16 protein-coding genes and 1 other annotated feature are annotated in these 16,121 nt (G+C 45.9%); of the genes, 4 read left to right on the forward strand and 12 right to left on the reverse strand.

Annotated elements, in window-relative coordinates; translation table 11 throughout:
- Positions 1-377: 377 nt before the first annotated feature.
- The gene (locus EWH91_RS14860) at positions 378-503 is read right to left on the reverse strand and encodes a hypothetical protein (RefSeq protein WP_256359835.1); all 126 of its coding nucleotides are present in this window, start codon (positions 501-503) and stop codon (positions 378-380) included.
- A 341-nt stretch (positions 504-844) separates the two neighbouring features.
- Between EWH91_RS14860 and EWH91_RS14475 the strand changes: the two genes are divergently transcribed.
- The gene (locus tag EWH91_RS14475) at positions 845-1,021 is read left to right on the forward strand and encodes a hypothetical protein (protein WP_165364287.1); all 177 of its coding nucleotides are present in this window, start codon (positions 845-847) and stop codon (positions 1,019-1,021) included.
- A 50-nt stretch (positions 1,022-1,071) separates the two neighbouring features.
- Here the strand turns inward: EWH91_RS14475 and EWH91_RS08870 are convergent, their stop codons facing one another.
- From EWH91_RS08870 to EWH91_RS08895, 6 genes are all read right to left on the reverse strand, one after another.
- The gene (locus tag EWH91_RS08870) at positions 1,072-2,070 is read right to left on the reverse strand and encodes an ABC transporter ATP-binding protein (RefSeq protein WP_129929691.1); all 999 of its coding nucleotides are present in this window, start codon (positions 2,068-2,070) and stop codon (positions 1,072-1,074) included.
- Positions 2,070-3,089 (reverse strand): ABC transporter ATP-binding protein, encoded by a 1,020-nt coding sequence (locus EWH91_RS08875; protein ID WP_129929692.1) that lies wholly within the window; start codon positions 3,087-3,089, stop codon positions 2,070-2,072. The genes EWH91_RS08870 and EWH91_RS08875 overlap by 1 nt, the downstream gene beginning before the upstream one ends.
- A gap of 17 nt (positions 3,090-3,106) precedes the next feature.
- A complete protein-coding gene (gene opp3C, locus EWH91_RS08880) occupies positions 3,107-4,114 on the reverse strand; it encodes an oligopeptide ABC transporter permease (protein ID WP_129929693.1) in 1,008 nt (335 codons plus the stop codon).
- Positions 4,111-5,043: an ABC transporter permease gene (locus EWH91_RS08885; protein ID WP_129929694.1), complete on the reverse strand. Its 933-nt coding sequence runs from the start codon at positions 5,041-5,043 to the stop codon at positions 4,111-4,113. Before EWH91_RS08885 ends, opp3C begins: the two co-directional genes overlap by 4 nt.
- A 206-nt stretch (positions 5,044-5,249) precedes the next feature.
- The gene (locus EWH91_RS08890; RefSeq protein ID WP_129929695.1) at positions 5,250-6,932 is read right to left on the reverse strand and encodes a peptide ABC transporter substrate-binding protein; all 1,683 of its coding nucleotides are present in this window, start codon (positions 6,930-6,932) and stop codon (positions 5,250-5,252) included.
- Positions 6,933-7,238: 306 nt separating this feature from the next.
- Positions 7,239-8,924, reverse strand: coding sequence for a peptide ABC transporter substrate-binding protein (locus EWH91_RS08895; protein ID WP_129929696.1), 1,686 nt, complete (start codon positions 8,922-8,924; stop codon positions 7,239-7,241).
- Positions 8,925-9,164: 240 nt separating this feature from the next.
- Here EWH91_RS08895 and EWH91_RS08900 point away from each other — a divergent pair, with 240 nt between their 5' ends.
- Positions 9,165-9,551 (forward strand): DUF3899 domain-containing protein, encoded by a 387-nt coding sequence (locus EWH91_RS08900; protein ID WP_129929697.1) that lies wholly within the window; start codon positions 9,165-9,167, stop codon positions 9,549-9,551.
- Between the two features lie 106 nt (positions 9,552-9,657).
- Positions 9,658-9,916 (forward strand) — a binding site (T-box leader).
- A gap of 59 nt (positions 9,917-9,975) precedes the next feature.
- The gene (gene trpS, locus EWH91_RS08905) at positions 9,976-10,968 is read left to right on the forward strand and encodes a tryptophan--tRNA ligase (RefSeq protein ID WP_129929698.1); all 993 of its coding nucleotides are present in this window, start codon (positions 9,976-9,978) and stop codon (positions 10,966-10,968) included.
- 285 nt (positions 10,969-11,253) lie between these two features.
- Here trpS and EWH91_RS08910 read toward each other — a convergent pair whose 3' ends face one another.
- The 3 genes from EWH91_RS08910 to EWH91_RS08920 form a co-directional block, all read right to left on the reverse strand.
- Entirely contained in the window at positions 11,254-12,000 is a 747-nt protein-coding gene (locus EWH91_RS08910) for a DUF3603 family protein (protein ID WP_129929699.1), read from the reverse strand.
- Positions 12,001-12,199: 199 nt separating this feature from the next.
- Positions 12,200-13,438 (reverse strand): beta-ketoacyl-ACP synthase II, encoded by a 1,239-nt coding sequence (gene fabF / locus EWH91_RS08915; protein WP_129929700.1) that lies wholly within the window; start codon positions 13,436-13,438, stop codon positions 12,200-12,202.
- 118 nt (positions 13,439-13,556) lie between these two features.
- The gene (locus tag EWH91_RS08920; RefSeq protein WP_129929701.1) at positions 13,557-14,492 is read right to left on the reverse strand and encodes a beta-ketoacyl-ACP synthase III; all 936 of its coding nucleotides are present in this window, start codon (positions 14,490-14,492) and stop codon (positions 13,557-13,559) included.
- 190 nt (positions 14,493-14,682) lie between these two features.
- On the opposite strand from EWH91_RS08920, the gene EWH91_RS08925 reads away from it, so the two are divergent.
- Positions 14,683-14,985, forward strand: a complete 303-nt coding sequence (locus EWH91_RS08925) for a YppG family protein (RefSeq protein WP_129929702.1) — start codon at positions 14,683-14,685, stop codon at positions 14,983-14,985.
- A gap of 52 nt (positions 14,986-15,037) precedes the next feature.
- On the opposite strand, the gene EWH91_RS08930 is transcribed toward EWH91_RS08925, so the two are convergent.
- Positions 15,038-15,694, reverse strand: a complete 657-nt coding sequence (locus EWH91_RS08930; protein WP_129929703.1) for a Rossmann-fold NAD(P)-binding domain-containing protein — start codon at positions 15,692-15,694, stop codon at positions 15,038-15,040.
- 100 nt (positions 15,695-15,794) lie between these two features.
- The gene (locus EWH91_RS08935) at positions 15,795-16,118 is read right to left on the reverse strand and encodes a metal-sulfur cluster assembly factor (RefSeq protein WP_129929704.1); all 324 of its coding nucleotides are present in this window, start codon (positions 16,116-16,118) and stop codon (positions 15,795-15,797) included.
- Between the last annotated feature and the right edge of the window lie 3 nt (positions 16,119-16,121).

Raw genomic sequence — 16,121 nt, forward strand, 5'->3', positions numbered from 1 at the left:
AACTGGTAAAATTTGTTATTTGGCGTGGGATTTGTTTCATATACGCTTTTTTAAGTGCTTTTGGATAAAGGCCCTAAAAAATTTCCAATTTCTCGTTTTTAGGGACTTGACATATTACCACTAGGCTTTAAATATGGATGATCCTTTTCCCTGGGTATTTTTATTATATAATAATTCTTCTAAATTTCCTACCCTTTTTTTGCTAAAATAAAAAAATCGTTCGCCATGACCAAACATAACAGACCGTTATTCGACATTATCCGACATCTCACTGTTTACTGCACGAGAAAAGGACTTCTAATAAAGAAGTCCTTTTCTCGTGTCAATTGTCAATCTCCAGTTTATTTTAATTGTTATCCCAATCAATAGTCAGTGGTTCATGCCGGCAGTTTCAGGTTTGCTGACGGAGTGTCCTGAGTCTTCGGACGCAATTGTCCCAGGGTTTCTTTCAACCACTTTCGAATTGAATTTTTGCGCCTGCGCCTGACATTTTTCTGCTTCACTTCATATCGCCTCCTTTAACGAGTCAATAGTTAAAAACATTGTTTCTCTTTATGCTTCATTTGTCAACCCGGTTCTTTTTTTCGATGGAAAGGGGTAATCTCAAGAAGCAATGAATATTCTCAACCTGTGTCTATTTTGTTACATTGTCTCAGATTCTTCAGTCACATCAGCCAAAAAGGATCCCTTATGAAAAACTGACTGATCAGCCCTGGTCTATATGAATCTGCACCTATGATGCCAGATCACCAGACGGATGACCAAACTTGTCCGGATCCACGTCTATCTCTATAATAATGTACGAATAAGAACAAAAAATTATTCATAACAGGGGAACATAAACATGAGAATTGTATGGATCAGGATACTCACTCTGGCCAGCGCCATGATCATGTCCGTACTAATGATCCTGAATCAGGTAACGGGACAAATCAGTGACTGGCTTATCGGGTCAGTTCTTTTTCTGACGATTGGTTTATTTATCGTCCTGCAGCTGGTCAAAGCGAAGGTGAAAAAATAAGGACACAGAGAAGTCATTTCAAATGCTCTCTGTGTCCTTACTCTGTTTTCTTAATTTGCCGCCTTATCTTTCACTTCTTCATCATGAAGATGACAGGCAACCCAGTGTCCCTTTTCAACTTCATGCCATCTGGGTTTAACCTTCGCACAGATGTCCATGGCAAATGGGCAGCGTGTCCGGAACCGGCAGCCGCTCGGCGGATCAATTGGGCTCGGCACATCTCCCTGAAGGATAATCCGTTCCCGCGAACGTTCCACTTCAGGATCAGCTACAGGAATAGCTGAGAGAAGTGACTGTGTATAAGGATGAAGCGGATGATTGTACACTTCATCACTGGTCGCCAGCTCTGCCATATTCCCGAGATACATGACGCCTACACGATCGCTGATATGCTTTACCATTGAAAGGTCATGGGCAATAAACAGGAAGGTCAGCCCATGTTTCTCCTGCAATTCCTGAAGCAGGTTCACGACCTGTGCCTGAATAGAAACATCAAGTGCTGAGATCGGTTCGTCTGCGATAACAAAATCAGGATCTACCGCGAGTGCCCGTGCAATGCCTATTCGCTGCCGCTGCCCTCCACTGAATTCGTTCGGGAAACGGTTGGCATGCTCCTTATTCAGGCCAACTGTTTCAAGCATTTCATAAACCTTATCCAGCCTTTCTCGATTTGAATTCACCATATGATGAATATCGAGTCCTTCAGCAATAAGATCTTTAACCATCATTCTTGGATTCAGCGAGGCATACGGATCCTGGAAAATCATCTGCATTCTTCTTGTCAGCTGATGTCTCGTATTGCGGGAAATCTTCCCACTGATATCTTTTCCATCAAAGATGATTTTACCGCCTGTTGGTTCATATAAGCGAATAATCGTACGTCCTGTTGTGGATTTACCACACCCGGACTCGCCAACCAGTCCCAGCGTTTCACCTTTATAGATATCAAAAGTGACATCATCGACTGCTTTCAGGACTTCTTTATGGCCGACTTTAAAGTATTTTTTCAGATCTTTTACTTCAAGAAGCTTTTCATTCTTTTCCACCATTACGCTTTCCCTCCTACACCGATCGACTGAGGCGGATCGACTTTCGGTGCACGATCATCCAGCAGCCAGCAGGCTGTCTTTTGTGTTGCTGACAACTCGGTATAGTCCGGCATGTGATCGGTGCACACTTTCATCGCATACGGACATCTCGGAGCAAAAGGGCAGCCTTTTGGAGGATCACTGAGATCAGGCGGAGAGCCGGGGATTGCTGTCAGTTTATCTGTTTTTGCATGCAGTTTTGGCATGGACGACAACAGCCCCCATGTATACGGATGTTTCGGTTTATAAAAAATTTCATCCAGTGTGCCTGTTTCAACTATTTTACCGCCATACATGACAGCCACACGTTGAGCCAGATTTGCGACAACGCCCAGATCATGTGTAATCAAAATGATGGCTGTGCCGGTCTTCTGCTGCAGATCACGCATCAGATCGAGAATCTGAGCCTGAATAGTGACATCCAGTGCCGTTGTTGGTTCATCTGCAATCAATATTTGCGGATTGCACGCCAGAGCAATGGCAATGACCACGCGCTGTCTCATCCCTCCTGAAAACTGATGTGGATAATTATCCACACGGCTTTCAGGTTTTGGGATGCCAACCAGTTTAAGTAACTCAACGGTTCTGGTGCGTGCCTCCTGTCTGGACATATTCTGATGTTTGATCAGACTCTCCATGATCTGCTTTCCGACTTTCATGGTTGGGTTCAGGGCAGTCATCGGATCCTGAAAGATCATCGATATTTCTTTACCTCTGACCCGTTGCATCTGTTTTTTTGAGTATTTTGCCAGATCATGGCCATTATATATAATTTCTCCGGACGTAATTTCACCAGGGGGATTTGGAATTAATCCCATAATGGCTTTTGATGTCACTGATTTGCCCGATCCGGACTCACCGACGATAGCGAGTGTCTCTCCCTTATCCAGATGAAAGCTGACATCGCGAACAGCCTGTACCGTGGCATTAAATAGATTAAAATGAACTGTCAGATTTTTGAGTTCCAGTAAATGATCCATCTTTTCACCCCCCGATTTTAGTTTCTCAGCTTCGGATCGAATGCGTCACGAATCCCGTTACCCATGATGTTAAAGCAGATCATCAGCAAAGAAATGATAACACCCGGAAAGAATGTCTGATAAGGGTGCAGCTGCAGCACTTCATACCCGGTATTGATCAGAGTACCCAGTGAAGCGCCCGGCTGACGGATGCCGAGGCCGATAAAGCTGAGAAAAGCCTCAAAGAAAATAGCGCTTGGAATGGAGAACATTGTGTTCACGATAATCATACCCATCGAATTGGGTATCAGGTGACGTAAAATAATTCGCCCATGACTCGCTCCAAGTGTTCTGGACGCCAGTGCAAATTCCTGATTCTTCAGCTTAAGCATTTCTCCCCGGACGATTCGGGACATAGAAACCCAGCTTGTGGCAAGAATAGAGACAGTAATCGCAAATAATCCCGGCTGCATGATCAGAATAAGTAAAATGATCCACACAAGATTTGGAATACCTGAAATAATCTCGACGATTCGCTGCATGATCGTATCGGTTGCTCCGCCAAAATATCCGGAGATGCCCCCATAAGTGACACCAATGAACAGATCAACCAGTGCCGCAACAAGAGCGATAAAAAGAGAGATTTGCGTTCCCTTCCAGGTTCTTGTCCATAAGTCACGGCCAAGAGAATCTGTGCCAAACCAGAAATCTGTCTTTATGTTTTTTTCCTGATAGACGTCTACGCCCTGTTCTTTACCATCAAACAGCGGAATCCATGACAGTGCAGTAATCTTAGCCGGCAGGTTGACACGCTCCAGATCCTGATCATCAATTTCGTAATTATTGAAGTGTGGTCCGATAAGTGCCATCACAACGAGGGCAATAAGGATAATCAGTGAAATGACCGCACCTTTATTCTGGAGGAAACGCCGGAGCCCATCCCTTGTCGTACTGATGCTTTCGCCGGTAATCTGTTCACTGACTGAATGATCAATTTCAGCCGGAACAAACATTTCTTTGGTCACTTCTGTGTTCGTTGCACTCATGATGACTGACCTCCCGAAATCCGAATTCTCGGATCGATAATTCCATAGAGAATATCAACAACAAGAATGGCAACAATAAACAGAGCAGCGAAGAGTTCTGTTGTTCCCATAATCATTGGATAATCATTGGTGACTATCGCTTCAACAAACTGGGAACCGATCCCGGGTATCGTAAAAATATTTTCGATAACCAGTGACCCGGTGACAATTGCTGCAGTCATCGGACCTATCACTGTAACGACCGGAATCAGCGCGTTACGAATCGCATGCTTAAAGATGATTGCTGATGTCGTCAATCCCTTGGCTTCCGCTGTTACTATGTAATCCTGATTCAGCACTTCAACCATTTCATTGCGCATGAACTGAGCAATAAGGGCTACCACACCGATGGCCAGAGAGGTCACAGGCAACACATGAGACATAGGTGTATCCCATCCTGCTACCGGAAACCATTGAACGAACACTGAAAGGCCATACTGCAGGATAGCGGCGAAAATAAATGATGGAATGGAAATACCAATCATAGATAGTGTCATTGTTCCCCAGTCAAGAAATCTCGCCCGGTAAAGTCCGGCGATAATGCCGAACAGAATACCGAGAATGGTTCCAACAACCATAGCTTCCAGGCCAAGCTGGAAAGAAACCGGAAATCTTTGTATCAAAAATTCTGTCACCGGCTGCATCCCGTATTGAAACGATCCGCCAAGATCACCGTGGATAAAATTCCACAAGTAATGCACGTATTGAACAGCAACCGGCTGATCCAGCCCATAATAATGCTTCAGCTGACCCAGCTGTTCCGGCGACAGTCGGTTGGCAAATTTAAAGGGTGTACCGGGCATCATTTTCATCGACAGAAACGTCAGTGTCAGAACAACATAAAAGCTGATAAACATATAGAGAATCCGCTTCATGATATATCGAAACACGATTTAACCTCCCCATACATTAAATATCTATTATCTATTCTTTCATTCCTTATTGTCAAGTGATAAAGTGGGTAAGGTCTGATTCAAATAGAGCAGATTGAACTTGTCAACTCTGATTAATGGAAAGGAGAGTATACGCCAGGATTGACATATACTCCCCTCTCATCAATTTTCAAATCAACCAGCATGAAAAGACTTGCTATTAATTAATGTTCCAGAATATAAGCTCTGGAGAAGTCAATTTCCGGTCCATAGCTTGGGTAGTTAAGACCTTTCAGATACGGTTTTTCTGCCCAAGTATGTCCTGACTGATACAGAGGAGCAATTGGATAATCAGCCATCATGGTTTTTTCCGCCTGCTTCATTGTATCCCAGCGTTTTGCAAAATCAGCAGTACCTGTCGAAGCGGACTTGATCTGACTGTCAAATTTCTTGTTTGACCAGCCTGTTGTGTTCATTGGCTGACCTGTCGTCCACATATCGAGGTAGGTCATCGGATCCTGATAATCCGGGAACCAGCCGCTGAATGCGAGATCGAACTGGAATTTCTGGTTCAGATCAAGATAGTTAGCCCATGGCTGTGCATTGATCTTAACCGTTACGCCCGGAAGATTTTTCTTTAACTGGTTAGCTACATACTGATTCAGCTGTTGTGTTGAACTGCTGTCCTGGCTGAGGAAGTTCAGTTCCAGTTTGGAAATACCAAGTTCCTTTTTCGCTTTATTCCAGTATTCCTTGGCAGCAGCCGCATCACCGGCCGGGTAGCCATCCGGTGTGTCCGCGCGGAAATCTTTGCCATCCGGGCCCTTAACGAATCCGGCCGGTACGACATAGTTGGATGCTACAGAACCGTTATTCAGGATTGTTTTAACAAGTCCGTCACGGTCAATCGCTGCATTGATTGCTTTACGTAAATTTAGATTCTTCAAATTTTTATTGGTTTTCTGGTTGATGTACAGGAAGAAAGTACCCGATTCAACCGCACTCTTTACTTCTTTAGGATTTGATTTCTTGAAAGAGTCAACATATTCGGAAGATAATCCGACTTCATCGATTTTACCTGTCTTATAAAGGTTAATTGCTGTAGATGTTTCCTTGACTACCTTGAAATTAACGGTATCAAGCTTCGTTTTTGCTTTATTCCAGTAGTCACCGTTCTTTTTGTACGTCCAGCCGCTGCCTTTCTTCCAGCTGTCAAGAACAAACGGACCGTTGTACAGGAGGCTGTCAGCAGTCTGAGCATATTTTTTACCCTGTGCTTTGACAAAGTCTTCCCGCTGCGGCATGAACTGTGCCTGTGAAAGGATACTGTAGAAGAACGGAGGTGCCGGCTGTTCAAGTGTCACCTGCAGCGTTTTATCATCCAGAGCTTTAACACCGAGATTCTGGAACTTACCATACATCGGGTCGTCCGGGTTCTGAATCTTTGCTGCATTTTTAACACCAACCGAGGCAAAGAGGAAATTATAAGCAGGCTTCGCAGCCGGATCATTCTGACGCTGCCAGCCGTAAACGAAGTCCTGAGCTGTTACCGGTTTACCGTCCGACCAGTTCTGATCGCGAAGTTTGAAGGTGTACACCTTCTTGTCCGCGCTCACTTCAGGTTCACCCTGCGCCATATCCCACTCAAATTTGTTGTTGTGCATTCTGGTCAGACCGGCCATCGTCATCTGAACAACATTGTTCGATGTCGTGTCGGTAACCTGTGTTGGATCAAGTGCCGGAATATCCGCTGTGATGGCGAAATTCAGCGTCTGATCTTTGGCCAGCTTATTGCTGCTTTTGCCGTTATTGCTGCTGCTGCTGCCGGAGCCGCCGCAGGCTGCAAGCACCAGGCTGAGTGCCAGGACAAAAGACAGCACCAGTGACCATTTTGCTTTAGCCTTCATAAAGCAATGACCTCCCCATTATTATGATTATCTTTTTTTCGGCGAATTTTCTTTCAATTCAGAAGACAAATTCAACCTACAAGTGCTATTATACAAGTTCTTTCTTTCTTTTGCATCTGTTTTTTTATTAATTTGATTTGTCAATTTTCCTGGACTCGCGAAAAAAGGCGTTGTCATGCCTTTTTTCCACTATTCATTTTCTTATTTCGTGTCACTTATTCTATCATATATCTAAGATATGAGGGGAGATGTACCGATCCGGTACTCCCCTTTCTCCTGTCCGGAGCAGATGCTCTGAGAGATGGGTCAGTGTTCAAGCAGATAAGCCTGGGAAAAGTCGGTTTCAGCCCCATAGCTTGGGAATGAAAGACCTTTAACGTATGGCTTCTGTGCCCATGTATGTCCTTCCTGATAAAGAGGGGCAATCGGGTAATCTGCCATCATTGTTTTTTCGGCCTGAATCATGTCATTCCAGCGTTTGCTGTAATCAGCCGTGCCTTCAGAAGCAGTTTTGACGAGATTATCAAATTTCTTATTTGACCATCCTGTCGTGCTCATTGGCTGATCAGTCGTCCACATATCAAGGAACGTCATCGGGTCCTGATAGTCCGGGAACCAGCCGCCGAACTGAATATCAAACTTAAATTCATCGGTAAGCTTGAGATAATTTGCAAATGGCTGTGAATTGATTGTTACGGTCACACCAGGCAGATTTTTCTTAATCTGATTGGCTACATACTGATTCAACTGCTGAGTATTGCTGCCATCCTGGCTGAGGAAATTCAGGTGCAGCTTCGATATACCAAGTTCCTCTTTAGCTTTATTCCAGTAATCTTTTGCAGCAGCTGCATCGCCGGCAGGAAAACCATCAGGAGAAGCGGCACGGAAGTCTTTTCCATCCGGACCGGTGACAAAATGAGCCGGAACAACGTAATTAGATGCAACAGAACCGTTATTCAGGATTGTTTTAACAAGTCCTTCACGGTCAATAGCTGCACCAATCGCTTTACGCAGATTAATATTCTTCAGATTTTTGTTTGTTTTCTGATTGAACCGGAGGAACCATGTCGGTGAAGAAACCGCACTCTGTACTTCTTTCGGATTCGATTTCTTGAAGGAATCAACATATTCAGCAGTCAGGCCGACTTCGTCGATCTTGTTCGTTTTGTACAGGTTAATTGCTGTGGATGTTTCCTTGACTACCTGGAAATTAACGGTATTCAGTTTTGTTTTTGCTTTATTCCAGTAGTCCCCGTTCTTTTTGTACGTCCAGCCGCTGCCCTTCTTCCAGCTGTCAAGAACAAACGGACCGTTATAAAGCACATTTTCAGCACTCTGTGCGTATTTCTTACCCTGCGCCTTGATAAAATCAGCACGCTGAGGCATAAACTGTGCCTGTGAAAGCAGACTGTAGAAGAAAGGCGGGGCAGGACGTTCCAAGGTAACCTGCAGTGTCTTGTCGTCCAGAGCTTTGACACCGAGATTCTGGAACTTGCCATACATCGGATCGTCCGGATTCTGTATTTTTGCTGCATTCAGGATGCCGACCGAGGCAAACAGGAAATTGTAGGCAGGTTTTGCTGCCGGATCATTCTGGCGCTGCCATCCGTAAACGAAATCCTGGGCTGTGACAGGTTTGCCGTCCGACCAGTTCTGGTCACGAAGTTTAAAGGTGTAAACCTTCTTGTCCGCACTGACTTCCGGTTTGCCGGTGGCCAGATCCCATTCGTACTTATTGTTATGCATCCTTGTCAGTCCTGCCATGGTCATGGCTACCACATTGTTGGATACCGTATCGGTAACCTGTGTCGGATCAAGTGTCGGAATATCCGCACCTATGGCCAGATTCAGTGTCTGATCCTTGGCCAGTTTGTTGCTGCTTTTGCTCTTGTCACTGCTGCTGCTGCCGGAGCCGCCGCAGGCTGCAAGCACCAGGCTGATTGCCAGCACAAAAGACAGCACGAGTGACCATTTAGCTTTCGCTCTCTTCAAAGCATTGACCTCCCCTAAAAATTGTATTCTATTTAAGATGAACTATCATTCTAACAATTCAGAAGTCAAATTCATCTTTAAATGCTATTTTAATCTTTCTTTAACGATTTTGCATGTATTTTTTTAAAATTTTTATGACTATTGTGCATGATACGGTAAAAAAATGATACAGGAATGCGAAAGTCTGGTATTTGTTGTCCGGTTGCACGTGGTCTTGTATGATAGATGTGAGGTGGTTACATGAGGTCCTGCTCACTAAAACCGGGAGCGCTTTATCTGTCGATGGCTGTCATCGAGCCCGTCCTGACGGTTATCATTCAGTTTGTTTATGAACATCCCTTTTCCGTACACGCCCTGACCGATGCGCTGGGGACGATCAGTCTGCTGGCATTCAATGTGGGTTTAATCATTTTTATTATTCAGGGCGGCTTCTTTGACGGGATGATCTACAGTTTTAAAAGGTTCTCCCGCTCTGTCCGGAAAAGCCGTCTTGGAGATCAGGATACGGAGCCCCCTCTTTCGCAATATAAAATACGGGACGGAAAGCGCACCGGAATCACCTGGCCGCTGATTATTATCAGTGCCTTCTATTTCCTGCTGAGCCTGGCTGTGGCCTTATTTTTATAATCCGATTTTTCAAAAATCAAAGAAGCTATATGGGTTTTTCACCTGTTTTCAGACGCAGCGTTTGATTTAGAGGAAAAAATCATTTATACTATGTCTCAATAAAAGACGACATGCGATGAAAAAGAGGAGTACACGGCGCCGTCCACCAGAGAGTCCGGGGAGCTGAGATCCGGGCGGAACCAGCGTCGTGGAATGGACTTTTGAGCTTCAACCCGAACACCAGTCTTCAGCCGGATGGATAGTAGGTATTGACGTACCCGTACGTTACAGCGGAGTCGGATCTGTTTTTCAATATGGATCCGAAACGAGAGGTTTTCTGAAAACAGGAAACTATTAGGGTGGCACCACGGTCTATCGTCCCTTGCGGATGACAGACCTTTTTTATTTACTCTGTATTTATACACCAATCAGGAAGGTGAATATTTTGTCGAAAATTTTTTCCGGTGTACAACCAACATCGATTCCTCATCTTGGCAACTATCTGGGCGCTATGAAAAATTTTGTGTCCCTTCAGGAAGGAAATGAGTGTATTTACTGTATTGTGGATGAGCATGCCATCACGCTGCCGCAGGACCCTGCGGAAATTCAGCGGAATATACGCAATCTGGCAGCATTGTATCTGGCTATGGGCATTGATCCGGAGCGATCGATCCTGTTCATTCAGTCCGAAGTCCCCTGCCATGCCCAGCTGGGCTGGATCATGCAGTGTACCAGCTACATGGGAGAACTGGAACGGATGACGCAGTTCAAAGACAAATCGAAGGGAAAGAAGGCCGTTCCCGCCGGTCTGCTCACCTACCCGCCGCTGATGGCCGCAGATATTCTGCTCTACCAGACAGAACTCGTTCCTGTCGGGGCCGATCAGAAACAGCATCTGGAGTTGACACGTGATCTTGCCGAACGCTTTAATAACAGGTACGGGAAAGTATTTACACTGCCGGAACCGTACATCCCGCCTGTCGGGGCACGTATTATGTCTCTTGCCGAGCCTGAGAAAAAGATGAGTAAATCCGATAAAAACCGTAAAGCAACTATTTTCACGCTGGACAGTGAGCAAGATATCATCAAGAAAATCAAGAGCGCGATTACCGATGATGAAGCGGAAATCAGATATGATCGTGAACATAAGCCGGGGATCTCAAATCTGCTTGACATCTTCTCCCTGTCATCCGGGCGATCCATCGAGGAGCTCGTTAAAGCATACAACGGAAAGGGATATGGAACATTCAAGATGGATGTGGCAGAATCGGTTGCCGGATTATTAAAACCAATACGTGAACGTTATCAAAATTTAATTGAGTCGTCCGAACTGGACGAAGTGCTGGATGCCGGCGCCGAAAAAGCATACGATATAGCCAGAAAAACGCTGAAAAATGCAGAAAAAGCCCTGGGAATCGGCCGAAGCAGCAGGCTGTAAGCAAGCGCCCCGTTTGTGATCCTTTTTCCCTGCAAAAATACCATTTTTTAGTACAGGCGAAGTTTACGTTTCCCTGCTAACGTTAACACTGGGCGGAAGGCGGACGCTGCGGGATAGTGGCGGGGTCAGCCCGCTCGACAAGAGTTCCATCCGGGGAAGCTCACGGTCCCCCGCGGAAAACGGGCATCCGGGAGCGAGAAACAACAGACAGGTTTAACAGAGACAAAAGATCAAAAGCCCGATGCGGATCGATGCATCGGGCTTTTGATCTTCTCGTCTTTATCGTTACTGGACCTTTGGGCCCTGTTCCAGTTCCCAGAGTTTCTCGAAGTAGGACTGCCCTTTAATCATCCGTTCACAGATCGCGCTGTGTTTTTTCGACCAGCCGATCTTCATAGCGGAAACCAGAGCTCCCCATGCTTCTTCAAAACTCATATGACGGCTTTCTGCATAATGAGTGGGATACCATTCTGTGTACCAGTAACGGATCTCCTCAAGGCTTCCTGCTGTACGCAACTGGTCAAGCGCCATAAAAAGCAGCTGCTTCATATGACGTTCTCTGCGTGTCAGTCCAATCATAAACCTGGGATCCAGAGAAAGAAGATGATACGCCCTTTCATGCCCGGGAAGCAGGATTGGAAAACTTTCCGGCTTCATTTTTTCCACCTTTTCCAGAACAATATTCTCCTGCCTCGGAATCAGCCGGCTTTTACGCACCGGAATTCTGTAACCCAGAGTATCGGCAGCAATAGACCGCTGCCCATCTGTTGCAACAAAACAATATTCAATAACTTCTCTCTGGTTATTTTTGCAGATAACACTTTTGTTTCTGATGAGCTTCAGCAAGTCTTCCGGCAGATCCTGCAGATCATTTTCAATATAGTCGAACAGCGAGGATTCAACTTTCACGAGCGGGACCTGATCGAGCAGTTCGATAAAGTCATGCTTGCGCCATTCATAAAATTCACAGACATTATAACTGTTCTCTTCCCCTTCAAACCAGTTCACCCAGATATCGCTTATGATCTCCATGAACGCTTCGTCCCCTCTTTATTGATTTGCAAACATTATGGTCAAGGATTGGAAAATTTATTCTCAAAAGCCATAATTTCTGTTTATCGATTCTCGTGATATGGCTAACTATATGCCTGAATCTAGTGAACTATGTGGCAGATAAGAGGAAACAAAAAAGCACCCGGGATTCCGGGTGCAAAGAGACGTGTTCGACTGATTAACCTTCGTATTTTTTAAAGACCAGAGTTGCATTGTGGCCACCGAATCCAAATGAATTGGACATGGATACGTTAACGTCTCTCCTGACAGATTCATTGGGTGTGTAATTCAGGTCGCATGCCTCATCAGGCGTTTCATAATTGATGGTCGGAGGAATGATTCCGTCTTCCATGGCTTTAATGGAGAAGATGGCCTCAACACCGCCTGAAGCACCGAGGAGGTGTCCGGTCATCGATTTTGTCGAACTGATGGCGACCTTGCGCGCAGACTCGCCAAAAACGTCTTTAATGGCCATTGTTTCGGTAGAGTCATTCGCAGCGGTACTCGTCCCATGAGCATTAATATAATCCACCTGTTCCGGTGTCAGTCCCGCATCATGAAGCGCGATCTGCATCGAGCGAGTGGCACCCCGTCCTTCCGGATCCGGACGAGTCACATGGAAAGCGTCGCTTGTCACACCGTAACCAACGATTTCTGCATAAATATGCGCACCGCGCTTAAGCGCAGATTCCAGAGACTCAAGAAGAACCACACCGGCACCTTCACCCATAACGAAACCATCACGGTTCTTATCAAACGGACGACAGGCTGTCTTCGGATCAGGGTTTGTTGACAAGGCACGCGAAGAGCAGAATCCGGCAAAAGCCATATTCGTGAGCGGCGCTTCTGCCCCGCCGCTGAACACCGCATCATTTTCTCCCCGCTGGATCACTCTATAGGCATCGCCAATCGAGTTGGTTCCGGTTGCACAGGCCGTAACGGTACATTCGTTGATCCCTTTGGTTCCCAATTGAATCGACACCTGTCCTGAAGCCATATCCGGGATCATCATCGGCACAAAAAACGGACTGACCCGACGCCATCCTTTTTCAAGCGCAGTGCGCAGCTCTTTTTCGTAAGTCTCCATACCGCCTATACCCGAGCCGATCCAGACACCGGTCCGTTCTGCATTGGATTCGTCAACCTGATAGCCAGCATCCTGAACTGCCATTTTTGCTGCAGCAACTGCGTACTGAGTGAAACGATCCATACGCAGGGCTTCTTTATGTGTCATATATTTTTCAGGGTCGAAATTTTTCACTTCCCCTGCCACTTTCGCCCGGAAATCGTCCGGATTCACTCGAGTCACTAAATCGATACCGGATTTACCGGAAATCGCATTTTCCCATGTTGTCCGTACATCATTGCCAAGAGGTGTCACTGCACCTAATCCGGTAACAACGACTCTTCTTTTCATCCCATTCTCTCCCTTTTAAAATGTTCAACAAATCATATAATAAACGTAATCAGGTCCTTTATCCAATTATCTCATTATAATATATCATTTTGTTTATGCTGCGAACCGGCTTTGAGCCTTATCTTCCCCAGCGGAGCGTAAGCGCTCCCCAGGTCAGTCCGCCGCCAAAGCCAACCATGACGATCAGGTCATCTTCTTTTATCCGACCTTCCTCTACTGCATCGGCGAGCGCCAGCGGAATGGACGATGATGAAGTATTTCCGTATTTATGGATCGACTTAATCATTTTTTCTTCCGGAATACCCAGTCGTTCTCTTGATGCTTCCATAATACGAATATTTGCCTGATGCGGGATCAGAAAATCAATATCCTCTTTTTTCAATCCGGCTTTTTCAACAACATGAACGGCCGATTCTCCCATTTGCCGGACAGCGAATTTAAATACTTCGCGTCCATTCATTTTGATGAACGGACCGTCCTGATATAGATTTTTTCCTCCGCTTCCGTCCGAGCCCAGTTCCCAGGAAATAATACCCCGACCTTCGGAAACCGGCCCAAGGACGACAGCAGCGGCGGCATCACCGAAAAGAACGGCAGTTGTCCGGTCTTCCCAGTTGGTAATTTTCGAAAGCTTTTCAACACCAACAACAAGAACATGCTTATATACGCCGGAATCAATAAACTGTTTCGCCGTTATCATGCCGTAAATACATCCTGAACAGGCAGCACTGATATCCATTGCCGCAACGTGTCCTGCACCAAGTCTGTCCTGAAGCATGCAGGCCATTGATGGAAAAGGCTGGTCCGGCGTGACGGTTGCAACGAGAATCATATCCAGATCCGTGGCACGAATACCGGCATTTTTTATGGCATCTTCTGCTGCAGCAAAAGCCATATCTGAAGTATTGGTCTTTTCGTCAGCTATCCGTCGCTCCTGGATACCTGTTCTTGTCCGGATCCATTCATCTGATGTATCCATTTTTTTCTCCAAATCAAAGTTTGTCACTACGCGTTCGGGGATGAATTTTCCTACACCCAATATTCCTGCGGACATCCGCAATTCTCCTCTCAGATCATAACAGTATATAATAGGACTTGGTAACAATATAATACAATGCCCTATATTTGTCCATTTGCTAACGTGGATTGCACAGGCGAATAGACCTCACAAAACAGCTGATCAGGCATAAGATACAAGAGATGGAATACCCTATTCCAGATCAGTGAACGAGGGGGTGTAAGAAATGATTCAGCAAGGACAGAATCCCGGAGACAGTGCTTATGATCCGTTCACACACTTGATGTTTGGCAGCCCTTTACCGCCTGCACACCCGGCTCAGAACTATTATCAGAACAGCGGGTGGCAGGCAGGCGGAGTGCCGAACCAGGCCATGCAGCCTGCAATACTGAAACCATTTCTGGATCAGAACGGACAATTTGATATCGGGAAAGTGGTCAATGGAGCCACTCAGGTTGTTTCTGTCATTAATCAGACAGCTCCTGCCATCAAGCAGCTGTCCCCTCTTCTGAAAATGTTCAAACCGTAAATGATTCAGAAAATCGGGGCGCAGAACTGTATTCGTTCCGATTCATTTTTTGTCACAGCCATGAAAAGCGATCCCCCAGAAGCTTCCTGATTTTCATGTTCAGGGCAGGTTCTGTTCCGGAATGACTGAAATAATGGACGATCTCAGAACCGGGAAAGTCCCTTAAAGCCATCTCTGTCATGAGAATGGCTGCTTTTTCTGCAACCTGCTCATCCATGTCTTTTATCGGTTCTGATCTTAAAATAACAGCGTGGTTAAATTTGATTTTTCGCAGACGCTTGATAAAAACCCGTTCCATTTCATCCGCCATACGGCCCGCCTGTGTTGTCGGGCGAACGGGATGATTTTCCAGGTTCCCTCTTGCCCTGTTGCCAAAAATATCGACTGAAGAAAGCAGGACCAGGGAACCGGCCTGCGACAGCGTATCCAGCGTATCTGTGATTTTTTCTATTATCCGGTCCATAAACGCAGTTTCGGCCCGGCAGCAGTCTGTAAAAAATACATAATCGCAGGCTTGATCATTCTGCCGCACGGATTCTCGGAATAAAGCATTTCTGCCCAGAAACAGCGCCCGGTTTTCTTCCGCAGTGTGTTCTTCTGAAGTCATGGCCGAACTGAGGGCGGTGACTTCTATTCCGCGATCCATAAGCTCTTTTGTTAATAGAATACCCGGGCGGGACAATCCGCCATAAACCAGTGCCTGTTCCAACACATCTTCCCCCGATTTATCATTTCTATCAGGGTATGCCGGAGCGGGCCTGATCATTAACCGCAGAGAAAAAAAGTGCCTCTGCCAGGCAGAAGCACAATTAATCGGAAAGTCCAAGCGCGATCCGGGCATAGCGGGACATTCTTTCTTTCGTCCACGGCGGATCCCAGACAAAGTTCACTTCCACTTCACCCAGTTCCTCAATGTCTGCCAGCGCACGTTTCACTTCATAAGTCAGTGATGCAGACAGCGGACACCCCATAAAAGTCAGTGTCATCGTGACCAGCACATTATTTTCTTCATCTATATCCACGCCATAGACCAGGCCGAGATTAACAATATCGATACCCAGTTCCGGATCAATCACATCTTCCAGTTTTTCGAGTACGCGATCTTTAAGTTCTTCTGATGATTTATCGGACATTTG

Source organism: Sporolactobacillus sp. THM19-2 (assembly GCF_004153195.1).
Classification (GTDB): domain Bacteria; phylum Bacillota; class Bacilli; order Bacillales; family Sporolactobacillaceae; genus Sporolactobacillus.